The organism is Microcoleus vaginatus PCC 9802, from assembly GCA_022701275.1.
Classification (GTDB): Bacteria; Cyanobacteriota; Cyanobacteriia; order Cyanobacteriales; family Microcoleaceae; genus Microcoleus; species Microcoleus vaginatus_A.
Window position 1 is genome coordinate 543,216 of sequence record CP031740.1, and the last position, 23,430, is coordinate 566,645.

17 protein-coding genes and 2 pseudogenes are annotated in these 23,430 nt (G+C 44.5%); 10 read left to right on the forward strand and 9 right to left on the reverse strand.

Annotation, left to right across the window (positions count from 1 at the left end):
- Positions 1–5: 5 nt before the first annotated feature.
- Together D0A34_02235 and D0A34_02240 are read right to left on the reverse strand one after the other, a co-directional pair.
- Entirely contained in the window at positions 6–434 is a 429-nt protein-coding gene (locus D0A34_02235) for an HNH endonuclease (GenBank protein ID UNU17838.1), read from the reverse strand.
- Positions 435–439: 5 nt separating this feature from the next.
- Positions 440–811 (reverse strand): hypothetical protein, encoded by a 372-nt coding sequence (locus D0A34_02240; GenBank protein ID UNU17839.1) that lies wholly within the window; start codon positions 809–811, stop codon positions 440–442.
- 553 nt (positions 812–1,364) lie between these two features.
- Here D0A34_02240 and D0A34_02245 point away from each other — a divergent pair.
- On the forward strand, positions 1,365–1,613 hold the full coding sequence (locus D0A34_02245) for a hypothetical protein (protein ID UNU22130.1): 249 nt from the start codon (positions 1,365–1,367) through the stop codon (positions 1,611–1,613).
- A gap of 136 nt (positions 1,614–1,749) precedes the next feature.
- Here the strand turns inward: D0A34_02245 and D0A34_02250 are convergent.
- Together D0A34_02250 and D0A34_02255 are read right to left on the reverse strand one after the other, a co-directional pair.
- Positions 1,750–2,010, reverse strand: a pseudogene (locus tag D0A34_02250) (hypothetical protein).
- A gap of 64 nt (positions 2,011–2,074) precedes the next feature.
- A pseudogene (locus D0A34_02255) lies at positions 2,075–2,401 on the reverse strand (DUF433 domain-containing protein).
- A 747-nt stretch (positions 2,402–3,148) separates the two neighbouring features.
- On the opposite strand from D0A34_02255, the gene D0A34_02260 reads away from it, so the two are divergent.
- From D0A34_02260 to D0A34_02280, 5 genes are all read left to right on the forward strand, one after another.
- Positions 3,149–5,623: a phosphoketolase family protein gene (locus tag D0A34_02260; protein UNU17840.1), complete on the forward strand. Its 2,475-nt coding sequence runs from the start codon at positions 3,149–3,151 to the stop codon at positions 5,621–5,623.
- 149 nt (positions 5,624–5,772) lie between these two features.
- Positions 5,773–6,855, forward strand: a complete 1,083-nt coding sequence (locus tag D0A34_02265) for a hypothetical protein (protein ID UNU17841.1) — start codon at positions 5,773–5,775, stop codon at positions 6,853–6,855.
- Complete coding sequence (locus D0A34_02270) at positions 6,848–7,534, forward strand: hypothetical protein (GenBank protein ID UNU17842.1); 687 nt, start codon at positions 6,848–6,850, stop codon at positions 7,532–7,534. The genes D0A34_02265 and D0A34_02270 overlap by 8 nt, the downstream gene beginning before the upstream one ends.
- 32 nt (positions 7,535–7,566) lie before the next feature.
- The gene (locus tag D0A34_02275) at positions 7,567–8,208 is read left to right on the forward strand and encodes a histidine phosphatase family protein (GenBank protein UNU17843.1); all 642 of its coding nucleotides are present in this window, start codon (positions 7,567–7,569) and stop codon (positions 8,206–8,208) included.
- Between the two features lie 13 nt (positions 8,209–8,221).
- Positions 8,222–9,433: an acetate kinase gene (locus D0A34_02280; GenBank protein ID UNU17844.1), complete on the forward strand. Its 1,212-nt coding sequence runs from the start codon at positions 8,222–8,224 to the stop codon at positions 9,431–9,433.
- A 404-nt stretch (positions 9,434–9,837) separates the two neighbouring features.
- Here D0A34_02280 and D0A34_02285 read toward each other — a convergent pair whose 3' ends face one another.
- Positions 9,838–12,024, reverse strand: coding sequence for a HAMP domain-containing protein (locus D0A34_02285; protein ID UNU17845.1), 2,187 nt, complete (start codon positions 12,022–12,024; stop codon positions 9,838–9,840).
- Here D0A34_02285 and D0A34_02290 point away from each other — a divergent pair.
- Positions 12,023–12,379 (forward strand): hypothetical protein, encoded by a 357-nt coding sequence (locus tag D0A34_02290; protein ID UNU17846.1) that lies wholly within the window; start codon positions 12,023–12,025, stop codon positions 12,377–12,379. The two genes, D0A34_02285 and D0A34_02290, sit on opposite strands and share 2 nt — an antisense overlap.
- Before the next feature lie 98 nt (positions 12,380–12,477).
- Here the strand turns inward: D0A34_02290 and D0A34_02295 are convergent, their stop codons facing one another.
- On the reverse strand, positions 12,478–17,991 hold the full coding sequence (locus tag D0A34_02295) for a GAF domain-containing protein (GenBank protein ID UNU17847.1): 5,514 nt from the start codon (positions 17,989–17,991) through the stop codon (positions 12,478–12,480).
- Positions 17,992–18,908: 917 nt separating this feature from the next.
- Between D0A34_02295 and D0A34_02300 the strand changes: the two genes are divergently transcribed.
- From D0A34_02300 to D0A34_02310, 3 genes are all read left to right on the forward strand, one after another.
- Complete coding sequence (locus D0A34_02300) at positions 18,909–20,435, forward strand: ferredoxin:protochlorophyllide reductase (ATP-dependent) subunit B (protein ID UNU17848.1); 1,527 nt, start codon at positions 18,909–18,911, stop codon at positions 20,433–20,435.
- 82 nt (positions 20,436–20,517) lie between these two features.
- The gene (locus D0A34_02305) at positions 20,518–20,739 is read left to right on the forward strand and encodes a hypothetical protein (protein UNU17849.1); all 222 of its coding nucleotides are present in this window, start codon (positions 20,518–20,520) and stop codon (positions 20,737–20,739) included.
- Complete coding sequence (locus D0A34_02310) at positions 20,736–21,020, forward strand: type II toxin-antitoxin system mRNA interferase toxin, RelE/StbE family (protein UNU17850.1); 285 nt, start codon at positions 20,736–20,738, stop codon at positions 21,018–21,020. The genes D0A34_02305 and D0A34_02310 overlap by 4 nt, the downstream gene beginning before the upstream one ends.
- Positions 21,021–21,056: 36 nt before the next feature.
- On the opposite strand, the gene D0A34_02315 is transcribed toward D0A34_02310, so the two are convergent.
- The 3 genes from D0A34_02315 to D0A34_02325 all read right to left on the reverse strand — a co-directional run bounded on the left by D0A34_02315 (position 21,057) and on the right by D0A34_02325 (position 22,836).
- Positions 21,057–21,491: a PIN domain-containing protein gene (locus tag D0A34_02315; protein ID UNU17851.1), complete on the reverse strand. Its 435-nt coding sequence runs from the start codon at positions 21,489–21,491 to the stop codon at positions 21,057–21,059.
- A 2-nt stretch (positions 21,492–21,493) separates the two neighbouring features.
- Complete coding sequence (locus D0A34_02320; protein ID UNU22131.1) at positions 21,494–21,790, reverse strand: hypothetical protein; 297 nt, start codon at positions 21,788–21,790, stop codon at positions 21,494–21,496.
- A 209-nt stretch (positions 21,791–21,999) separates the two neighbouring features.
- Positions 22,000–22,836, reverse strand: a complete 837-nt coding sequence (locus D0A34_02325; protein ID UNU22132.1) for a GDSL family lipase — start codon at positions 22,834–22,836, stop codon at positions 22,000–22,002.
- Positions 22,837–23,430: the final 594 nt, after the last annotated feature.

Consider the following 23,430-nt stretch of genomic DNA (forward strand, 5'->3'; position numbering starts at 1 on the left):
ACGTTTTAAGGAGAAATGTCTGTGGGCGGATGCCATCCAGCACTAACCCACTGACGCCTGACACTAACAGCAATATTATTGTTTAGTTGTATTGCTGTGACTGTTGCGCCACCGCAATCTGTAAGTCCAATAATTTCTGTAGCATCTTCACTCCAAGCAAAATTTTGTGACCATTGTTGAGTGCGCGGATTAAACAACTTAACGTGCTTTTGCGTGACCAGATCGAATGCGTCAGCTTGGGTTCCTTTGTAATTATTGCACAGACTACAAGCCAGCCAGAGATTTTCTTCCTCGTCACTACCGCCAATCGCTTTAGGAATAATATGCTCAATTTCCAGTATTCCCAAAACATACATTTGTAAACTGCGACAATAACCGCACCGATTTTGAGCTTGTGCGCGAACTCTGGCTCTAACTTGTTCAGAAATTGCCATTTTGATTATCCTTTCAATGGTTCGAGCAAGCCGCGTCGCACAGCTTCATTTAAGGCTTGAGCTTGTCGCAATAGTCGAGTTTCATATATGTGGATTAAAGCCTGCAATTCAGCCAGTTCTACAGATGCGATCGTACCGGATTGTTGGCGGTCTAGCAATTCACTCAATCGTTGTTCTTGGAGTGGTTGCAGCCGGAGTTGAGTCTGAGTGATTACTTCTGAATCAGACAGTGCTGATACTGGTTTAGCGGTTGGTAAGAGAAAATTTTCCAGAGTTTCTACTAGAATCTCACTCACGGTGCGGTGGCGTTGCAGCGCTAGCAATTCTGCTTGGTGATAGACTTCATCTGGCAGATTTAGGGTGATTTGGGCGGTCATAGGTGCAAAGCTATGAAACTAATATTTATATTATGCCATATTTTACTTTGAGTATTAGACATCTGCCCAAAAGAAATGAAGCAGGATCTCGCTTGCTAAAAATACGGCGACTGCGACAAAGAAGAAAACCAAGTGAAATTAGTTTAGTTTTCACTCATCCAGCAACCCGGTTTCTTAAAAAAACCGAGTTTCTTTATTTATAAAATATTAGCCAAGCTGGCAAAAATAGGTTTGTACTTCCGTCCTTAAAATTCTCTTTTGTTCTCTTCCTTTGTGTCATAAACGTCTGCGCGGTTCGATCGCCCCTATTTTTTTTGAGACATATCAACTCAAACTCTTGTCAAGCCTAGCTTTTGGGCTTACTTGTCACCCGTCGGTCAAATCATCCTATTTACTTATTGACAATTGCTCTTCTCTGTTGAATTGTCAGGGAACGTATATATAAGGTTACAAATTGTATCACAAGCAACAGAAAGTACCCAATGTTTTATGTAGCGCCCTACAATTGAGAAAAGGAACAAGATTAAGAGGCGCGATCGCTATGGATATGAATATGGATATGAATGGAAACCTCGACTGGGAAGAAGCATTTGAGTACAGAGCGGGCTTGACAGTAGAGTTGAAGTCCCAGCCTGGGGTTTTGCATACGATCGCTTACTATGAAGTGATGATGGTACCGCCCATCTGGTTAGAAAATGACCCCCGTCCCCGCTATTCTCACGAAGTGCGAGTCGTTTCCCACCAGCCAACTGTGTCCAATATTTGCCGGATTTCACAGTGTCCTGTTTTAGTCGCCTCCTAGGTTTTTTCAGCGGGAAATATCGGCGATGGCATCTAGCCAGCAATCAAACCGATGCAGTGATTTTCGGATTGAGATTGCTTGAGTTTACTTTGTGGCGATCGCTTAAGATATAGATGGCGACGAGAGCGCGATCGACTCAAATCACTTGACCTGTTAATGTTTCAAGTGAGGAAATAGCCTGATTAATGTTACCAGCCCTTCTTGTTACATCATCTTCTCCCCTACAGACAATAATTCCAGCAGGGTCAGACTGTAAGCTGTGCAGTCTGATAAAATAACGGCAATTTTGAGTTAAAACAGCTCGATTTTCACTGACTGTAAAAGCTAACACTTCTTACTCCGGATTTTTTGGGTTATCTTTTCCGGCTGCTTGCACTGTCAGAATATTGTGCCCCATCTGGCGCAGCAATTCTACAACCACTCTGGGAAATAGTTCGTCAGCCTCAAGACGCGCCATTATTTCAATCCTCGTCATTCTCGCCGATAGCTATTTCAATTTCATCTGGAAAAGCTGCCGCATAACCCCACGCATTTGCTAAATCAGTAGCAGTTAGTGTGAGTATGTCAACTAATAGTTGAGACTGGTTCATACCCAAACGATGAAAGCTCACCAGTTCCCAAACAAGAATGCAAGTATTTCTCATACAAGCATCACCCCCACAGACACCGGGAGTTTGGCTAATTCCTTGCCAGGTGTTAGCTAAATTTTGCGTTAATAATTAGATAATTCGAGCTTTCTTTTTTGGCGTGCAAGCTAGGAGTTCAGCTTCTAATTTTTGGATGGTAATAGAAGCTATTTGATTTAGTAAATCTGTATTTATTCGCTATTATACGCAATTCCTTTCTCTCTGCTCTCTTCCTCTGCGCCCTCTGCGCCTCTGCGGTTCAGAAAAAAAAGCTTTTTCACAAATGAAATAGCATTGCTATATCTGTTTAACTTCAGGATAAATCTCTCTCCTTATAAAAATTGCTCGCCCTTTTACCCTGAGCTTAAACGAACCTAAAAAACTTTAACCCAAAACGAGTCATACCATTTTAAATTTTAGATTAAAGAATGGGGAATGACTGAGGACATAAAGCTTTGGATATTGCCTACAGTTGCATTTTGTTTGATAACTGGTATCAGCCATCAGCAGGCATCAAGTAAAATTAAGTTCACTTATAAATCCTTATGACTTCTACCTTGAGAAGTATCTTTGTGGGGACTTCCACAACACATCCTACCACCCGCAACATATACTACGGCTCAGTGCGGAGTGCACAGCCTACAAAAACTATTGTGTAAATCCTATTATGTATTGCTGAATCCCTTGATCCCCGCAAGTAGTGGCCTTTATTGCATCAAAGTCGTGCGATATTTAGCCATAAATTAACATTGATTTAAACTTTTATTTAGGTATAAACGAGCTAGAATTCAAGAGTTTGTGTGGAAGACATCGAGTTTAAAGACAAAATGTCACAGATAAAAAATTAATATCGATCGCACTTCTCGATCGCACTTTACAAAACAACCAAAACTTAGGAGTCAATCGCTGATGATGCTAGGAACAACCGAGATTCCGCAATTAAAGCCGCTTTCCGACTCAGAACTACATAAAATGAACGCCTACTGGCGGGCGGCAAACTACCTATCCGTCGGACAAATCTATCTCTTCGACAATCCGCTACTCAAAGAACCACTCAAACTCGAACACGTCAAACCCAGACTCCTAGGACATTGGGGCACCACTCCAGGCCTCAACTTCATCTACGTTCACCTCAACCGCATCATCAAAGCCCAAGACTTAAACGCTATCTACATCGCAGGCCCCGGACACGGCGGGCCGGGCTTGGTCGCCAACACCTATCTCGAAGGCACTTATACCGAATATTACTCGAACATTTCCCAAGATGAAGAGGGTATCAAACGGCTGTTCAAACAGTTCTCCTTTCCCGGCGGTATCCCCAGCCACGTCGCCCCGGAAACCCCCGGTTCGATTCACGAAGGCGGCGAACTCGGCTACGCCCTCGTCCACGCTTACGGGGCGGCCTTCGACAATCCCGATTTGATTGTGGCGGCCGTTGTCGGCGACGGGGAAGCGGAAACCGGCCCGCTGGCTGCTAGCTGGCACTCTAACAAGTTTCTCAACCCGGTTCGCGACGGGGCCGTGTTGCCGATTTTGCACTTGAACGGCTACAAAATTGCCAATCCGACGCTGTTGGCCCGCATTCCGCAAGAGGAATTGGAAAGTTTGATGGTCGGTTACGGCTACAAACCTTATTGGGTGGAAGGTTCAGACCCGGAAACCATGCACCAGTTGATGGCTGCAACGATGGATACGGCGATCGGCGAAATTAAGGCGATTCAGGAAAAAGCCCGGACGGAGGGCTATTCCGGCCGTCCCCAGTGGCCGATGATTGTGATGAAAACTCCCAAAGGCTGGACGGGGCCCAAGGATGTTGACGGTAAGAAAACTGAGGATTATTGGCGATCGCACCAAGTCCCACTTTCGGAAATGGCTTCTAAGCCGGGACACGTCCAACTTCTGGAAGATTGGATGAAAAGCTATAAGCCGGAAGAACTCTTCGACGAAAAGGGCAAGTTAATTCCCGAATTGGCAGAATTAGCGCCCAAGGGATCTCGACGCATGGGCGCAAATCCCCACGCTAACGGCGGCCTGCTGCTGCGAGACTTGAAAATGCCGGAATTTGAAGAGTACGCCGTTGATGTGCAAAAACCGGGCACTGTCATGGCAGAAGCAACCCGCGTTTGCGGCCGCTTCCTGCGAGAGGTGATGACACTGAATCAGGAAAACGCCAATTTCCGCATTGTCGGGCCTGACGAGACGGCCTCAAACCGCCTCGATCCGGTGTTTGAAGTGACGAACCGGGTGTGGGCGGGGGAAATTTTGCCCGAAGACGACCACATCTCCCCCGACGGCCGGGTGATGGAAGTCCTCAGCGAACATCTCTGTCAGGGATGGCTGGAAGGCTATTTGCTGACGGGACGCCACGGCTTTTTCTCTTGTTACGAGGCGTTTATTCACATCATCGATTCGATGTTCAACCAACACGCCAAGTGGTTGAAAACTACTAACGACATTCCTTGGCGCCGACAGATCGCCTCTCTCAACTACTTGCTAACTTCTCACGTTTGGCGGCAAGACCACAACGGTTTTTCTCACCAAGATCCGGGTTTTATCGACCACGTAATTAACAAGAAAGCGGAAGTGGTGCGGATTTATTTGCCGCCGGATGCGAACACTTTGCTGTCTGTAACGGATCACTGTCTCCGCAGCCGCCACTATGTCAACGTGATTATTGCAGGGAAGCAGCCGGCATTGCAGTATTTGGATATGGATGCTGCGATTAAACACTGTACGGCCGGCATCGGCATTTGGGAGTGGGCTAGCAATGATAAAGGCGGCGAACCGGATGTGGTGATGGCTTGCGCGGGTGATGTTCCGACGCTGGAAACTTTGGCTGCTGTTGACATTCTCCGCCGAGATTATCCGGATTTAAAAGTGCGGGTGGTTAATGTGGTGGATTTGATGACGTTGCAACCTGCTAGCGAACATCCTCACGGTTTGTCTGACAAGGATTTTGATGCTTTGTTCACGATAGATAAGCCGGTGATTTTTGCTTTTCACGGCTATCCTTGGCTGATTCACCGATTGGCTTACCGCCGCACGAATCACTCGAATATTCACGTTCGGGGTTACAAGGAAGAGGGAACGACTACGACGCCGTTTGATATGGTGGTGATGAATGACCTCGATCGATTCCATTTAGTTGCAGATGTACTCGATCGCGTTCCGAAACTGGGTTCTGTAGCAGCTTACGGCAAACAAGCTATCCGTGACAAGCTGATCGAGCACACGCAGTATATCACGAAGCACGGCGATGATATGCCGGAAATCCGCGACTGGAAGTGGCCGCACGCGGGCCCGGTTTCGCCGGAAGCGCCGCAGGAAACGAAAGATCCGGCGGGGACACCAGATCAAACCGTGCGATCGGGTGCGCCTGGATAGCGATATTCTGGGTAGGGGCACGGCAATGCCGTGTCCGGCACAGGATCGTGGATCAGGACAAAGGCTGTCGCCGTGTCCCTACGAGATTCTATTTGTTTTAGAATAAATCTGCCGTAATTCAAGATTTAGATATCCACAAGGGATTGGTCATGCTTAAAGAAATAGAAATCCAAAATTTTAGGTGCTTTGAGCAAATCAAAATTTCTGGGTTTGAAAGAGTAAATTTAATCGGCGGTAAAAATAATGCTGGCAAGACAGCCTTGTTAGAAGCATTGCTGCTCAATGACTCTCCGCAAGCTAAAAGTTTAGTAACGCTGAAAGCGCTGAGAAGGGAGCCGTCAAAAGTTATGGAAGCCATGCCTAATAGAGCTTGGGATAATTTATTTTATGTACTTGATAAAGAGAAAATTATAGTAATTTTAGGAAAATATGAGAGTAATAAAAATCATCGAATAGAAGTATTAATAGATAAATCTAGCAATTTAAAAAAAGATGTTTTTGCAGATAAAGATGCCGAGGAGATTATAGATTTTTTGTCGAGTAACGAGTCGGGTTTATCTGTACTAACTATTAAGTTGACTAGAGAAAGTGGGGAATATATGCAATCCTCTGTTATCGCTAGCTCTAAGGGTGTAATAACTTCTGCCATTCCTACTGCTGACGGCTCATCGCCTATCATTCCATCTTTTATGAGGATTTCGGGAAAAAATCTTACAGAAGCATACGATCGCGCGCGTTTGGATGACAAAGATAGCGAAGTTCTGAAAGCTTTTCAAGTTCTCGATCCGGAGCTCGAATCAGTAGAAAGTTTTTCGATCGGGGAACCGACGCTGTACTTGAGAAGAAAGGGTGAAAGTCGCTTACCTCTATCATTATTTGGAGATGCCATTAATCGAGTTGCCGACATTATTCTAAAACTGGTAAATAGCGAACACAAAATACTGTTAGTAGATGAAATAGAAAACGGCATTCACTATACAAATCAGCGAGATTTCTGGAGAGTGTTATTTCGGTTAGCGGTAGAACTAGATACCCAAATATTTGCCACAACTCACAGCCTAGAAATGCTTGAAGCATTTGCTGATGTTGGTTTAGAACCCAATCAGGAATGCCGCAGCGCCTATTTTGAACTAGCAAAGAAGCCGAAAACAAATCAAATCATCGGCATCAGACGCGACTTGGAAACTCTTAATTACGCACTAGAGCATCAAAAAGGAGTGAGAGGTGAGTAATATTGTCATAGTAGAAAGTAAAAACGATGCAATTTTTATGCAGGCAATGGTTGAGAAAATAAACTGCGATATCCAGGTAGAAAAACCTATTTATATAGATGATTATGAACGTTTGGAAGGCTTGAGCGAAACAAAATTAATTACTACTTTAAAAGCTTTAGAAGCCGACCTTCAAAAAAGAGATATACAAAAGATTGGGATTATTATTGATATTGATAACTATTCAGAGGCAGAGCGGCTGGAATTCGTAAATGAATGTATACAACAGGTGTTTGAATCTGAAACTTTGTCAAACACTAAACAATTTATAGATATTTGTGGAGATAATGGAACAAAGGCCAAATTGGCTTGTTACTTTACAAATGTTCGAGGTAAAGGCGAACTGGAAACGCTTTTAAAGGCAATAAAGGCTATAGAATCTCCTCATGCTGATTGTTTGGATAGCTGGAAAACTTGCATAGAAAAGGAGGGACAGCAAATCGACCGGAAAGGTTTTGATAAATTCTGGGTGAGCATCTATCTCAGGTATGATACTTGCTCAGATAAGGAACAGCAACAAGCTGGAAGGAAATGCACTATGTCTGGGTTTGATTATGTTATGGAACACAAAAAAGATATTTGGGATTGGGATAATCCTGCACTCGATGATTTGAAGGAGTTTTTTACACTCTTTTGCTAATATAGTAAAATTCACACACAATTAACTAACTCATGAGCTTAAGAATCTACTTTGTACGACACGGTGAAACGACTTACAGCCAAACAGGCGGTTTCTGTGGGGCTATCGACCCAGAATTAACGCCCGCAGGTTCTCAAATGGCAGAACAGTTTGCCGCCACTTACGCAAAAGTGCCCTGGGAGGCTGTTTATGTCAGTCCGATGAAACGCACAATTGCTACTGCAAAACCTTTGTGCGATGCTGTGGGAATTGAAATGCAGCTTCACGACGGACTGAGAGAAATTAATTACGGTGATTGGGAAGGCAAAACAGTAGAAGAGGTCAAAAAAGACTACGAAGAAGATTATATTAACTGGCTGACTGAACCTGCTTGGAATGCACCGACGAATGGCGGCGAGACTTCCGTGGAAATTGCTAGCCGATCGTCCTTAGTTATCGCAGAAATTCAGGAAAAGTACAAGAGTGGTAATGTTTTGGTTGTCTCGCACAAGGCGACTATTAGAATTCTTCTGTGCAGTTTGTTGGGGATTGATTTGGGACGTTATCGCTATCGCATTGGCGCTTTAGCAGCTTCTGTCAGTATTGTCAAATTTGATGTGCGCGGGCCGCTGCTGGAGGTTTTGGGCGATCGATCGTACATGGATGAAAACCTCCGCAATTTGCCCGGTACTTGAGGTTGAGTTTGCTATGAAAATATTGGTGTTAAATGCGGGCTCTAGCAGTCAAAAAAGCTGTCTTTACGAGTTAAACGATGTCCTGCCCGATCGCCCGCCGCAACCCCTCTGGGAAGCGCAAATTGACTGGAATCACCGCGAAGGTGTGGCTGAGTTGAAAGTCGAAACTGCCTCGGGAACTGAACAGGAGGAAGAATTCCCCTCAGACTCTGGCGAAGCCGCCATTTCTCGAATGCTGGAGACTCTGTGGCAGGGTAAAACTCAAGTTATTAATAGTTTAAAGGAGATTGATATTGTCGGCCACCGCGTCGTACATGGCGGACAAGACTATCAGCAAAGTACGTTAATTTCGCCGGATGTTAAAGAGGCGATCGCGCGTTTATCGGTTTTCGCCCCCGTACACAATCCCGTCAACCTCGAAGGCATCGAAACCCTTGAAAAAATCCTGGGAAATGTGCCGCAAGTAGCAGTATTTGATACAGCTTTTCACGCACAATTGCCACCCGCCGCCTTTGTTTATCCCGGCCCCTACGAATGGCTCGAAAACGGGATTCGCCGCTACGGTTTTCACGGCATTAGCCATCAATATTGCGCGCGCAGGGCGGCTCAAATTCTCAACCCTGATTTGACCGATTTGCGGCTGATTAGCTGTCATTTGGGCAACGGATGTTCTCTGGCGGCGATTCGCGGGGGCGTGAGTGTTGACACGACGATGGGTTTTACGCCTTTGGATGGTTTGATGATGGGAAGTCGATCGGGTGCGATCGATCCGGGGATTATAATTCATTTGTTAAGACGAGAAGATTTAACTTCTGAAAAATTAGATAATATTCTCAATCGTAATTCTGGTTTAAAAGGAATTTCTGGGGTATCTAGCGATATGCGGCAGATTGGAGAAGCCATTACCCAAGGTAATGAGAGAGCTCAACTTGCTTTGGATATTTACATCCACCGTTTGCGCGCCGGAATTGCGGCGATGCTGGCGAGTTTGGGTGGGTTGGATGCTTTGATTTTTACGGCGGGAGTTGGGGAAAATTCTGCTGTTGTGCGGGCTGCTGCTTGCGAAGCTTTTGGATTTATGGGTTTGAAATTGGATGGGGAGAAGAATCAACAGTCGTCGGTGGATGAAGATATTGCGGCAGTGGATTCAGCGGCGAGAGTTTTAGTCATTCACACGCAGGAGGATTGGGAAATTGCGCGAGAATGCTGGAAACTTTATCACTAATTTATTTTATGGATTCTCGCCTCTTCCGTACTTAGTGTGCTGGCGTTAACTTAAATTTATCCTGAAGGCTTGCTAGGTAAGGCTTGGAAATTATTTACATCTGCTTGCGCTGTTGAGCAACTTGCTCAAGTAGTGGCGATTGCCTTGAAATCCCAGCCAGCTATGGTGTAGGACAGCAAAAAACTAATAATTTGGCACACTAACTACCTAAGAGCCGATATTATTAGGCTGATTAATCATAATTGGGGAAAAAACTCCCTTTTTTCAGAGGGATATGACGGCCATGTCCTTGATTATATCAGTGTTCTGACGGGGTTCTCACCCTGTCAGCGCAATGCGTGGCCGGATTGTTAAGGGTTGCTAACTGGAACTGATTTGGGAAAGTCGGTTGATGGTAGCTCCGGTTACAAAACTTGCCTGGGGGCGATCGGAATTTCAATAATAAACTCGCTCCCCTCTCCTGGTGCAGAAACGCAAGTCAATTTTCCGCCGTGAGAACTGACAACAATCGAGTGAGAAATAGACAATCCCAAACCTGTTCCCGAACCCACGGGTTTAGTTGTAAAAAATGGATCGAATATCTTTTGCAGCACCTCATTGCTCATCCCCGGCCCGCTGTCGGCAATTCTAATTATGACAGAATTCCTGTCTGTCACCTCTGTAGAAATAGTAATAGCAAGCTGTTGATGAGAGTTTTCTGGGTGATCTCTTGCTACGAGGAGAGCATCGATCGCATTGGTGAGAATATTCATAAACACCTGATTGAGTTGTCCGGCGTAGCATTCCACCAGGGGTAGAGAACCGTAGTCTTGAATCACCTTAATAGACGGTCGTTCCGGTCTATCTTTGAGGCGGTGTTGCAAAATCAGTAGGGTGCTGTTAATACCCTCATGGATATCCACTGGTTTAAAGTCTGCTTCGTCCATCCGCGAAAAGTTTCGTAGCGATAGGACAATTTGGCGGATGCGATCGGTACCCATTTTCATCGAAAACAGCATTTTTGGCAGGTCTTCTTGCAAGAACTTCAGGTCGATTTCTTCGGCTGCGATTTGAATTTCGTCAGCAGGGTTAGGATAGTGCTGTTGATAAAGCTGCACGAACCCTAACAAATCTTGGGTGTATTGCTGTGTATGGACGAGGTTGCCGTGAATGAAGTTGACCGGGTTGTTAATTTCGTGGGCGACTCCAGCAACCATTTGCCCCAAACTAGACATTTTTTCGCTATGAATTATCTGTGATTGGGTGCGTTGCAATTCACTTAGGGCGTTTTTGAGTTCAACGGTGCGGTGTTCCACCCGGTCTTCTAATTCTGCATTACTTTTTTCTAAGGCGGTAAACGATTCGCGCAGTTGTCTTGCCATGTGGTTAAAGGAGTTGGCAAGGGCGTTGAGTTCTTGAATACGGCTGTCTTCTACAGCTTGGTCGAAGTTGCCAGATGTTATTGCCTCACTCGCCCAATTCAGTCGCAGAATCGGACGCGCAATCCAGCCGGAGGTGAGAACGCCCATCCCACAAGCTACCCCCAATGCTGCTAAGCAGAGCAAGATTGTGGTGCGGGTGTTGGCCTCAATCTGGGCCATGAATTCGCTTTCTGGCACACTCACCACCACTAACCAATCCAATCCATATTCGTCGCGCCAAGGAGTGACTTGCACATAGTAGAGTTCTCCCTGAAAATCAAGTCGGAGATCCGTGTCTCCAGAAATGGATTGAAACCCTTTGAAGCGTTGCTCGATTTGTTTGGCAATTCCCTGCACTATGGGATTGCGACTGTCGATCGCCTTCAAACGCCGAATCTCGTCTTTGATGGTAGTAAAGGGCTGTTCTTTCGCAGAATTAGCAATCAACATTCCATTGCGCTCGATGATGAAAACCTGCCCTGAGCTACTGACATCTATATTCCGTAAGAAATCGCTCAGTTTCAACAGATGGATATCGGCTGCGACCATTCCTAGCAAGCGATTATTTGTGGCATAAATCGGGCGACCCGCCGAGGCAACAATATAAGGATGACCGGGATAATTCCAGGTATAGATCCGCGACCAAATAGGTTTACCTGCTCTCACGGGTTCGGTGTACCAAGTTTCAGTAAAGTTATCCCAATTAGTGACACTAACAATATGGGTACGATTACCCCGGTCATCGGTGGCGTAGGTTTGGAAATTGTTTGGAGGTTTGGGACTCCAATCATCGATCGTGAGCGTTTTGCCGTCGTAGCGTCCGGCTCCGGCCCCATAACCAGTCGTTAGTCCGATGCCGATGTAAGTCAGGTCATAAGCCTGCATTTGATGCCCAAAATACTTACCGACGGTTTGGCGATCGCGCACATCCAGCAATCCCATCCGAATCGCATCGGCGTTAATCTGAATCACTTGATGCGGAATAGATAAATAAGCCTCCAGATGTTGATTCACCGAAATGCTGGTTCGATCCATCAACCGATCCGCCAGGTCGTTTACTGCTTTCTGTCCATTTTTGAACGACAAATATCCCACCAGACCGACCGCTCCAAAGATTTGCAAAACAAATGGCACGATCAGTATGAGCTGCAATCGGATCGCCTTAGTTTTGCCGAAGTGACGTATGTTCATGCTCGAAAATTACTTTTCTTTTAGTATGATCTACTATCTACAGTTCGATCATGAAGATACACACAATTTTTATTTGTTTAATGAAAAATATGAAATTTTTTATGCTTTGCCGGAGCATTGCCACCTCGTCGTGATTAAAAGTCCTCAGTGCGGCTGCAAAAGAGCGATCGCCCTATTAGGAAAACCCGATCGCTCGACTTTGCTACAGAGTTTTCACCTAGTTAAAATTGCGAATTCAAAGTTTAGTAAACTGAGATGTTGCACCATTTTCAATAAGGCTTTTATGGGCGGGTTCGGGGGCGCACCCCACAAGAAATTCATTTTTTGTGGAACAGGCCGGAAAGCCTGTTCATGAAAATGGTGAAAGATATCAGGTAAACGCAATGCGTGGCCGGATTGTTAAGGGTTGCTAACTGGAATTGATTTGGGGATGTTGGTTGATCGTAGCTCCGATTACAAAACTTGCCTGGGGGCGATCGGAATTTCAATAATAAACTCGCTCCCTTCTCCTGGTGCAGAAACGCAAGTCAATTTTCCGCCGTGAGAACTGACAACAATCGAGTGAGAAATAGACAATCCCAAACCCGTTCCTGAACCCACGGGTTTAGTTGTAAAAAATGGATCGAATATCTTGTGCAGCACCTCAGTGCTCATCCCTGGCCCGCTGTCGGCAATTCTAATTATGGCAGAATTCCTGTCTGTCACCTCTGTAGAAATTGTAATCGTAGGCTGTTGATGAGAGTTTTCCGGGCAATCTCTTGCTACGAGGAGAGCATCAATCGCATTTGTCAAAATATTCATAAATACCTGATTCAACTGAGACGCATAACAAGTAATTAGGGGTAGCGTGCTGTAATTTTTAATCACCTCAATTCCCAAACGCCCGCCCTCTTTTCTCAGGCGCGGTTGCAGCAACATCACCGTACTGTCGATGCCTTGATGGATATCTACCGACTTCATTTGCGCTTCGTCGAGGCGCGAAAAATTCCGCAAGCTTAGCACAATATCCCGGATTCTTTCCGCTCCTACTTTCATGGAATCCAGGAGCTTTTGCAAATCCTCGCTCAAAAATTCCAGCTCAATTGTTTCTATTTCTTCTAGAATTTCATCAGCCGGTTCTGGATAGTGCTGCTGATAAAGCTCAATCAATTTTAGCAAGTCTTTAACGTATTCGCTAGCCGGATTAAGATTGCCGTAGATGAAACTTACAGGATTATTAATTTCGTGAGCTACACCAGCGACCATTTGCCCCAAACTAGACATTTTTTCCGTTTGGATTAATTGAGCTTGAGTTAGTTTAAGTTCGCGCAAAGTTTGTTCTAAACGCTCGTTCTTTTCATTTAACTCCTGCGTCCGTTCTTGCACTTTCTGTTCCACAGAATTGTAAAGCAGAGCATTTTCCAAAGAAATAGCCACTTGGGAAGAAAGCAACCTTAAAACTTCCAATCTGTGGGGAGTAAATGCTCCGACAGTCAAATTGTTTTCTAAATAAAGAATGCCGATTAGTTTGCCTTGATTGATGATTGGAGTACACAAAATAGATTGCAGTTGGTGTTTAGCGATGTAAGGATCTGCTGTGAATAGTCCCTCAGCCGCCGCATTGCTCAACACCAAATCCGAGCGAGTCCTTTCCACATAATTAATCACCGTCACAGGTAAATCATGATAGTCTCCAACAGGCGTAAATTGCAGCACAGCTACATCTTCAGCAAATACTGACGCTTTAGCTGAAATCAACAGTTGACCATCTCTAACTAAAATCAGAAAACCTAATTGAGCACCTGCATTTTCTAAGGAGATTCTCATCAAAGAAGCCAGCAACTTATCGAGCACAATTTCGCTAGAAATCGCCAGAGATGCTTTCATTACCGTTGCCAAATCCAGCACTCTCGCATCGCTGCCAGTAGAAGTATGAATAGTTGTGGTAGTTTGATTGTTGTTAAAACTTCCGTTGAGAGGCGTCATTTCCCGCAACTGCGGATACTTCTGTTCTAAATCTTCTACTTTGCGAACTGCACCCCAGCGCAAGTAGCACGAGTGAGCTTCGCGCAAGTGGATTTTGGCATATTGATACTTGCCTTTACTCAACCAAAACTTAGCTGCTAGTTCATTAGCTAGGGCTTCATTTTGGACAAACTCATTGTCTTGGGCTAAATTTATAGAGAAATCGTACAATTCTACAGCTTCTGAATCTTTCTTGGAAATTCTGGCTATTTCTGCTTGTACTAAAAGATACTTGTGCAGAAAATTTTCGGCACAGTTGTCTGCCCAAATTTTCATCTGTTTTTGGTTTTCCTCTAACTTTTCCAAGTATTCCTTTTGCTTGTCTTCTGAAACATTGGGGAAAACGGCGGCTAAAGTTAGAGAAAAGAAAAAATTCCATTCGGTAGCGGGTATCGCTCCGGTAATAAAAGATAGCTGTTTTTCTACTTCAAAAGCTAGTTGTAGCGCTTCGTTGAAGTTGCCGTACCAGTACATTACCTGGCATTTGCGAATCTGATAAAGGCAGAGCGAGTACAAATTTTGATGAGCTTGACAGTTGTGTACGTATTCAGCTTCGCTGATATCTTCGCTTTCAAATACAAACTTTTCAGGAGTTAGTTTGCTCAAGTTACGCAGGATTAACTCTACCCCTAATAATATATCGGTTACGAGCTGATTTTTGGTTTTTTGGCTGAACTGCAAATATCTGCTCGTGTCTGCCAGAATTTGCGAGATTTCTTTACCTTGAAAAAATGAGTTAGCTATGCGGTTGGACAGGATATAACCCGCATACTCTAAATCTCCAGATTCTAAAGCTGCTTGATATCCTTCATTGCTGATTGCGTGGGAATCTTTGATGTGATTGAACCAGTAATAAAAAATACTGACCAGGGATGAACAAGCTCTGCACTTCAAGCCGATATTGCCAGATTTTTCGCTGAGATTCAGCGAGAGCAAGCCGAATTGATACGCAGCTTTGTAATCTCCGGAAACTGCGTTTAAGAACATACCGTAGCCAGCATAGCAAAGAGAGGCTTCGGGTACTAAACCGTATTGTAGAGAAAGATTGACTCCTTTTAAAACGCTGACTTTCCACAAGTCTGGATTTTTGAGGTACGCCGATGTCAGCAAGTTTGTAATTAATTTGACTGCCACTTTTTTGTCGGGTACAGTCATTTCGGGGGCGTCAATTAGGGAAGCTATTTCTCTACCTGCTAAAATATTTGTAGCTGCTGCAAATTCTTCGGATATGACTTTTTGTAGCCCGTCTAGCGGCAAGTCAATGCCTAGCAAGTCCAAAGCTTGGATTCCGGCTTTAACGGCTTCTTCGTACTTCGCCCGCAGGGTGTACTGGACGATCAGCAGGTTGTAAATTTCTACCTTTTCTAAGGGCGATCGCGCTTTTTCCAGAGTTATATTAATAAATTCTTCAGACTTCTCGAAATAACCGTTTAAATACTCAACATTTGCCCGCTCCATGTGCAAGGCAAAGGCTAAATCGTAGTGGGCATCCCAAATATCGGCGCTCAAACCGTCCATGCCTGCGGTCAAATACTGCAAGGCAGCAACATAAGCAGTGGCATCTTTGGCTCTGCGGGCGGCGTCTAAATTCAGCGTTGCCAGTTCAATTAATTCTCGATCGTCTTTAATTAGCGATCGAGCTACATTCAAGTGATCGACTAATTCAAAGATTCTGTCAGCGCGATATTCAGCCGGAGTGTTTTCTAAGATTTGCCTGCCTATTTTCAGATGAACTGCCTTTTTTTGCGAGTCGTCGATTAAAGCGTAAGCTGCTTGCTGTACGCGATCATGCAAAAATTTATAATTCAGAATTAATAGCGGAAACATCACGTAATCTAATGACTTGCTTTCCAATTCTGAAGTTGGCAGGATCAATCCCGACTTAATCGCGGGCAACAAATGAGAAAAAGTTTCCGACGCTTCTTTTTCATGAATTAAAGAAAGAGTATTTAAGTCAAATTCGTTGCCCAAACAAGCCACTAAACGCAAAACTTGCTGCGTTGAAGTTGGCAGCTTTCTCAATTTTTGTACCATCAAATCCACTACATTGTCAGTGATAGCGCACTGCTCAATTTGAGTCATGTCCCAATGCCAGCCGCCCTTACTACCCGACTGTGGCGGGTGAAAAACTAACAGGTTTTCCTGATACAATGTTTGCAAAAATTGATTTACAAAAAAAGGATTGCCGTCGGTTTTGCTGATTACCAATTCAGCTAACGGTTTGACCGATTCTCGATCGCTGTGCAAAGTCTCCGCAATCAAATGAGTTATGTTTTCCACCCCCAGCGGCGACAAAGCAATCTGATTAATGATAGCTTCCTGATTTCGCAGTGTCTCCACTGTCATCATTAAAGGATGAGTAGGACTAACTTCATTATCCCGATAAGCACCAATTAAAAACAGATATTGCGTAGCTTCATCTGTCATCATCAATTCGATCAGCTTGAGAGTAGCCGAATCAGCCCACTGCAAATCGTCGAGAAAAATGACCAGGGGATGTTCTGGCTGGCAAAATACCCGAATGAAATTTTGAAATACTAAATTAAAGCGGTTCAGAGATTCCGTCGGCCCCAATTCAGCTACAGGAGACTGAGCTCCGACAATTAGTTCAACTTCGGGAATAACATCAATAATAATTTGTCCGTTTTGACCGAAGGAACTGCGGAGTTTTTCGCGCCAAACTGCTAATTGAGCCTCACTTTCAGTTAACAGTTGCCGCACCAATTCCGAAAAAGCGCTGACAACCGCAGAGTAAGGAATAGTCCGCTTATACTGGTCAAACTTTCCCCAAATAAAATATCCACGCCTGCGGGTAATAGGTTTGTCTAAAATCTTGACCATTGCCGATTTGCCAATGCCAGAATAACCGGCAATCAGCATCATCTCGCTGCGGGATTTATGCTGTCCTCTCGCCAGGACTGACAAGGGACTTTCTTTTTTCGATTTGCTCTCTTTTTTGATGACAGAAATTTGGGAATCTTCGGTGCGGTAGCCTCGATTATTTGTTGCTGCTACCCGTTCAAATGCCGCTAAAAGAGTTTCAACTTCTCGCTGTCTGCCGTAAAGTTTTTGAGGTATTTGAAATTTGTCGGAAATATCTTGGCGACCGAGAGGAAACTCAGAAACAACCCCAGATGTTTGCCACTGAAACAGGCAGGATTCCAAATCTGCTTTTAGTCCCCAAGCACTTTGATAGCGCTCCTCAGGAGTTTTTGCTAACAATTTCATCACAATATCTGAAACAGTTTGAGGAATTTCTGGTGCAATTTCAGCGAGAGGTACTGGCTGTTTGGCAATGTGACAGTGAACTAACTCCATGGGATCTGTAGTGGGAAAAGGGAGTTGTCCTGCCAGGATTTCATAGAAGGTCACGCCGAGCGAATAAAAGTCGGTGCGGTAATCTACTACCCGGTTCATTCTACCGGTTTGTTCGGGCGACATATAGGCTAAAGTGCCTTCTAAAAAATTGTGATTTTTACTGGGAATATTTTCCAGGTTAGATGCTGTTGAGATGCTGAAATCTATGAGTTTCACTTGTCCTGTAGCAGGATTAAAAACTATATTAGAGGGGTTTATATCTTTATGAATTACTGTTTTTCCGTGAATTTCTCCCAATGTTTCAGCAACTTTGATTGCCGTAGTCAGAAATCCTAAAATTGTAAATTTTTGGGAAGCCATAAATATTTTTAAAGATTCCCCGCCAAAATCTTCTAAGATCATTGCCAGACTATTTCTAACCTGTTGCAACTTATACACTTTTACCACTCCGTCCAACTGGCTTAAGTTGGCAGTGATCTCATATTCGCGCTTGTATCTATTCAGTTCTTCAGGAGTTGGATAGTCTTCTTTGATAAGTTTGATAATAACAGGTTGGTTGTTCTGCTCGTTGTGGCCGCGGTAAACCAGGGAAGTGCTGCTTTCATAAATGAGAGCGAGAACTGCAACGCCGGGAATTGCCATCATAGTTGGGTTCTCTCAAATTAGGTGTGCTTGGTCAATGTTACAGGACTGACGCGCGGCGGGCTAGAAACTGGGTTTCTTCGTTGCTAGTCGTTGACAAACCCAAGATTTTTTCGTGTAAATCGGGTTTTTTTTCGTAAATCCTATGTTATTCTTCATTATCGCTCAAGAGCTATCTTTTGGGATGTGTGGGAAAGCAGGCCTTGACAGCAAAGAGCTACTGCTGACAAAACCACGCTGGGGCTTTCGTCACCTCAGCAGTTAGGTAAACAAGATCACAAATACAGGATTTGTGCAAAGATTTACTCTAATGCTCGATCGCCACGCTGACAACTAAATCATCTCAGATTCCAAGCAATCGCTTGATTTTAGCGGAGCGTCATCACATCTCGTGAAAATACGCAAGTGGTGAAAGATGTATTTTTTTCGGTGATAAGGCCCGAATTGTGGGTGCTTAAAAAAAACGGGCGGTGTAAGTCTTAACTGTAATTCGCGACCGAGGCGCTGAGGAAAGTAAGTGTTGCTTCTGAAGCTGCAATTGCCCTCAATTCTATCTCTTTTGGCGACTCGACTAACAATACTAACTGAGCGTTAGAGCGGACTAAATTTGACAAAAAATGCAGAATTATTGCACCTTGTCTGGTGCGCGGCAGCGAACCCTACATTAATCCAATTTGCCTAACTCTTAAGAAAATTTGAGGAAAGATTAAGAATTATTGCCATAAAGCCCAGGTAAAGTTGTTTGAATTGCAAGTCAAATGCCAAGCAGGCAAAGCGTTTGAGCATTTCCCAAATCTGTAAATCCTCAGAAAGTTAGTATTTCTAAAGGATTCATCCGGTGAGAAAATCAGAAACAACCTTAAAATTTAGCAGTAATCGCCCGATCGGGCAAATCTCAACCAGCACCAGGAAAAATACCTATGAAATTGGCTTATTGGATGTACGCAGGGCCAGCCCACATCGGCACTTTGCGCGTGGCAACTTCCTTCAAAAACGTCCATGCGATCATGCACGCACCCATAGGAGACGACTATTTCAACGTCATGCGTTCCATGCTGGAGAGGGAACGGGATTTCACCCCGGTAACTACCAGCGTCGTTGACAGACACGTACTGGCGCGGGGTTCCCAGGAACGGGTGGTGGACAACATCACCCGCAAAGACAGAGAAGAACACCCAGATTTAATCGTGCTCACCCCGACTTGCACCTCCAGCATTCTGCAAGAAGATTTGGAAAACTTCGTGGAGCGAGCTCAATTGGATGCCAAAGGAGATGTATTGCTGGCGGATGTTAACCATTACCGCGTCAACGAACTGCAAGCAGCCGATCGCACTTTGGATCAAATCGTCCAATTTTACATTAATAAAGCCCGCAAAAAAGGCGATTTAGTAGAAGCCAAAAGCGAAAAACCATCTGTCAACATTATCGGTATGTCTACCCTGGGTTTCCACAACCAGCACGACTGCACCGAGTTGAAGCGTTTGATGGCAGATTTGGGCATTGAAGTCAACGAAGTTATTCCCGAAGGAGCTTCGGTTCATAACTTAAAAAGACTTCCCCGCGCTTGGTTTAACTTGGTTCCTTATCGGGAATTGGGGATGATGACTGGGGAGTATTTGCAAAAAGAATTCGGTACGCCGCTGGTGGATATTACGCCGATGGGTGTGGTGGAAACTGCGCGCTGTATCCGCAAGATTCAGCAAGTTTTGAACGCTCAAGGTGCGGATGTTGATTACGAAAATTTTATTGACCAACAAACGCGGTTTGTGTCCCAGGCTGCTTGGTTTTCGCGATCGATCGACTGCCAAAACTTAACCGGCAAAAAAGCCGTCGTATTTGGCGATAATACGCACGCTGCGGCGATGACGAAGATTTTGGCTCGCGAGATGGGAATCCACGTTGTGTGGGCTGGAACCTACTGCAAACACGACGCTGACTGGTTCCGGGAACAGGTAAGCGAGTATTGCGATGAAGTGCTCGTCACGGACGATCACGGGGCGATCGGGGATGCGATCGCCAAAGCCGAACCTTCGGCAATTTTCGGTACACAAATGGAACGTCACGTTGGTAAGCGGTTGGATATTCCCTGCGGCGTAATTGCTGCACCGATTCACGTCCAAAATTTCCCGATCGGCTACAAGCCATTTTTGGGTTATGAAGGGACGAATCAGTGCGTAGATTTGGTCTACAATTCCTTCACTTTGGGAATGGAAGACCACTTGCTGGAAATCTTCGGCGGCCACGATACCAAGGAAGTAATTACCAAGGGTATTTCGGCTGATTCTGATATGGGTTGGACGAAGGATGGACAGGCAGAATTGAATAAAATCCCTGGTTTTGTGCGCGGTAAGGTGAAGCGGAATACTGAGAAGTTCGCCCGCGATCGGGGGATTGATAAGATTACCGTTGAGGTGCTTTACGCAGCGAAGGAATCTGTCGGCGCGTAGTTAGTTGTAAGGTGGGCAAATGCCCACCTCACTTAGTAAAATAGAAATGCACTGTCACTTTTCAAACCTAGAAAAGTTCTTTATGGCTAATTCTGTTGCTTTCCAGACCGCGATCGAATATGTAGAATCTCTGGCAATTGAAGAGCAAGATTTGTTAATTGAATTAATTCAGAAACGGCGAATTGAAAATCGGCGAGTCGAAATTGCTAGCAATGCAAGAGAGGTTTTGACTGCTTTAAAATCCGGCACAGCAAAGCGAGGCAACCTTGCACAGTTAAAAGCTGATTTACTGGATGAAGAATGAAAACTATAGTTTGGAACAACAGTTTTAAACGGGCTTTTAAACGGGTTATCAAGAGAAACCCGCAATTAGGTGAGAAAATATTTTCGGTTTTGGAGTTGTTAGTGAACGATCCCTTTTGTGATCCATTGAAGGCACATAAACTGCGGGGGCAATTAGAAGGACTTTGGGCTTGTTGGGTTGAGTCGGATTGCCGAATTATCTATACTTTTGAGCAAGATAATGAAACGCAAGAGGAATTGATCGTCTTGATTGATATTGGGACGCATGATGAAGTATATTAACTGCCGAGATCCCTTGTCAAACCAAGTGCGATCGGCTTAACGCGGTACTTGCACCAACTGCCTGACATCATCTCCCAGTCGAGTAAAATCATTAGGGTTAATAGTCAACAACACATCCACACCTGCTTTCAGTGCAGCTTGAGCAATTAACCCATCGTAAATCCCTCCCCCGGGTAGGTTTAAACTAACCATTTTGCTTACGGTTGTTTGGTAATCCTCAGCAGTCAGAACAACCTTATTAAAACTACTCAAATTCTCTACAATTAACTGCTGTGCTAACCCAGGATTAATCCGAGGTTGACGAGGAATGCGAGTGAGTACGGAGTAAAGTTCAGCTATAGTATGAGTTGAGACAAATCCGTCAATCTCCCGCGCTCGAACTCGCTCCAACCAAGATAAGCTTTGAGAGTGACTGGGATGATCTTCTATCAACGCTGCTATCAGAACGGATGTATCAAATAAAACGTTCATTTTTAGATAAACTTCCCGATTCTTTCTTCGCGCATATCGGGAATAATTGTATCCCAATTAATCAGTTCTTGATTTTTTATTAATGATGCTTTGACGACTAAGACTCCACCAACATAATGAACCTCGCACTCTTCATCCATATTTGCTGGTTTGCTATTGCCAGTTTCATCTGGCGGCGAAGCTACTTCCTGCTTTCTCCGCTGCCATAACAGGAAATCAGCAAAGTTGAGGATTTCTTGCAGTTCGATTTCAGAGAAATTTTTCAGTTTGTCAACAATTTGTTCTTGGATAGGCATCACGGCTATTTTTTCCTTGCTTAACACGATCGCTAGATTCAGTTTAACACCAGGCCTGAGCGAGCTCCCTTGTCAAATCAAGTGCGGCCCACGAGGAAAATTTCTACAATATCAGATGAGCCAATATTGCTCTCATGCAAAAAATTATGTCAACCTCTACGAAAAGGCAGCACCCCGCTGTTGTGGCGATCGCCCTCCAGCCTTAAAATAGTTTACCGAACCATCCTCAATTCAGATTTAATCATCCCGCTCTCCTGCACAACAGCCGACGCTGCTTCCCCTAAAATTTTGTGTGCCGCCGTCGTCGGATGAATGCCGTCCCAAAACAAAAATCGATCGGGACTACCACAAACACCTCCACCGGATAAACACGCACTCGTCACATTAGTCAAGCCATATTTAGCCGGAGAAGTAATGGCTTCCCGATAAAGCGCATTAGCATCCAGAGTCGCAATCTTTAAGTCAGAATGCTGTTGACTTAATACCTTAACCGTTCGCCTCAAACCCTGATTGTGTGATTGTGTTAATGCAGTGAGCCTTGCAGAATTAGCCCCTGTTCGCGTCGCCGGTAACTGTCCCAAATCTGGTAAATTTGCCAGCAGGATATTTTTGGCACCCACACCAGCAAGAGACGCGATCGCCCTGGCCACATTTTCAACGGGAAGGTTCGCATTATTTACCCCCTGCAAATAATCATTTGCACCCGCCCACAGTACATACAGCGCATGAGGGTTTGCCTGTTTTTGGGAGTTAGTCCATGACTGAACTTGAGTTAACAAACCAGGGACAAGGCTATTGCGATCACTCCCCGTTGTTGCACCTCCATATGCCAAATTAGTGACTCGTTCAGATGGTACCTTTAGGCGATCGGCAAGATATTCTACCCAAACCTTACCATTCGAGTAACGCCCTTGAAAGTAAGTCGAACGAGGCGGATATTGACCCCCGCTTGCTCGAAACACCATTCCCATATCCGAAAGACTGTCCCCAAATACATATAGTTCATTGACAGCCTCAGAACTTTGAGCTGATAGGATGAGTGCAACCATAAAAGATAAAAGCGCAATAATTACTGCAAAAAACGTTCTTTTTAACACTTGGTATTAGTTATATGCGTAAAACATTTGATAATTCCTGATCGATAATTACCGAGTTCGTGATTGGGACATTTAGTGTTAGTTATATTGTTGAAATTGCTTAAATATTGGCACCAATTACTAAGATATCAATTTTGGGAAAAATGTGGGGAGTAAAACTGAACTTTAATTGTTGGTTGCCTCACTCCACTGCTCAACCTACATAGATTGGTGATGTCCTTGACACTTTTCTCATGGTATCTAGCTCATAGGGATCTAGAGGGGATAAAACCGTACATCTTTTGGGAGATTACCCAATAAAGTTAGGCAAGAGGCGAACCAGCAGCATCCGGGTTTTAAGCTAGCACAAGCTTTAAAACGCTCCTTTTGTTCAGGGGTGATAGCCACTCCTCCTACGAATACAGTTCACGCTGCTGTTGACGCTCTACCTATTATCCTCTCTTGATAGTTGTTTTACCTAACCGGGATGCTCCCTACAAAAGCCTCCCAAACAAGCACCCTTGACATAACTATCAATCACGAAAAAAAAGAATTGATTCAAAACTG

What these genes read in the sequence shown, in the direction of transcription:
- D0A34_02310 (UNU17850.1), top strand. Translation starts at nt 20,736, where the DNA reads ATGAAAACTATAGTTTGGAACAACAGTTTTAAACGGGCTTTTAAACGG.
- D0A34_02235 (UNU17838.1), bottom strand. Translation starts at nt 434, where the DNA reads ATGGCAATTTCTGAACAAGTTAGAGCCAGAGTTCGCGCACAAGCTCAA.
- D0A34_02285 (UNU17845.1), bottom strand. Translation starts at nt 12,024, where the DNA reads ATGAACATACGTCACTTCGGCAAAACTAAGGCGATCCGATTGCAGCTC.
- D0A34_02295 (UNU17847.1), bottom strand. Translation starts at nt 17,991, where the DNA reads ATGATGGCAATTCCCGGCGTTGCAGTTCTCGCTCTCATTTATGAAAGC.
- D0A34_02325 (UNU22132.1), bottom strand. Translation starts at nt 22,836, where the DNA reads ATGGTTGCACTCATCCTATCAGCTCAAAGTTCTGAGGCTGTCAATGAA.
- D0A34_02290 (UNU17846.1), top strand. Translation starts at nt 12,023, where the DNA reads ATGCTCGAAAATTACTTTTCTTTTAGTATGATCTACTATCTACAGTTC.
- D0A34_02245 (UNU22130.1), top strand. Translation starts at nt 1,365, where the DNA reads ATGGATATGAATGGAAACCTCGACTGGGAAGAAGCATTTGAGTACAGA.
- D0A34_02275 (UNU17843.1), top strand. Translation starts at nt 7,567, where the DNA reads ATGAGCTTAAGAATCTACTTTGTACGACACGGTGAAACGACTTACAGC.
- D0A34_02305 (UNU17849.1), top strand. Translation starts at nt 20,518, where the DNA reads ATGGCTAATTCTGTTGCTTTCCAGACCGCGATCGAATATGTAGAATCT.
- D0A34_02265 (UNU17841.1), top strand. Translation starts at nt 5,773, where the DNA reads ATGCTTAAAGAAATAGAAATCCAAAATTTTAGGTGCTTTGAGCAAATC.
- D0A34_02300 (UNU17848.1), top strand. Translation starts at nt 18,909, where the DNA reads ATGAAATTGGCTTATTGGATGTACGCAGGGCCAGCCCACATCGGCACT.
- D0A34_02260 (UNU17840.1), top strand. Translation starts at nt 3,149, where the DNA reads ATGATGCTAGGAACAACCGAGATTCCGCAATTAAAGCCGCTTTCCGAC.
- D0A34_02315 (UNU17851.1), bottom strand. Translation starts at nt 21,491, where the DNA reads ATGAACGTTTTATTTGATACATCCGTTCTGATAGCAGCGTTGATAGAA.
- D0A34_02280 (UNU17844.1), top strand. Translation starts at nt 8,222, where the DNA reads ATGAAAATATTGGTGTTAAATGCGGGCTCTAGCAGTCAAAAAAGCTGT.
- D0A34_02240 (UNU17839.1), bottom strand. Translation starts at nt 811, where the DNA reads ATGACCGCCCAAATCACCCTAAATCTGCCAGATGAAGTCTATCACCAA.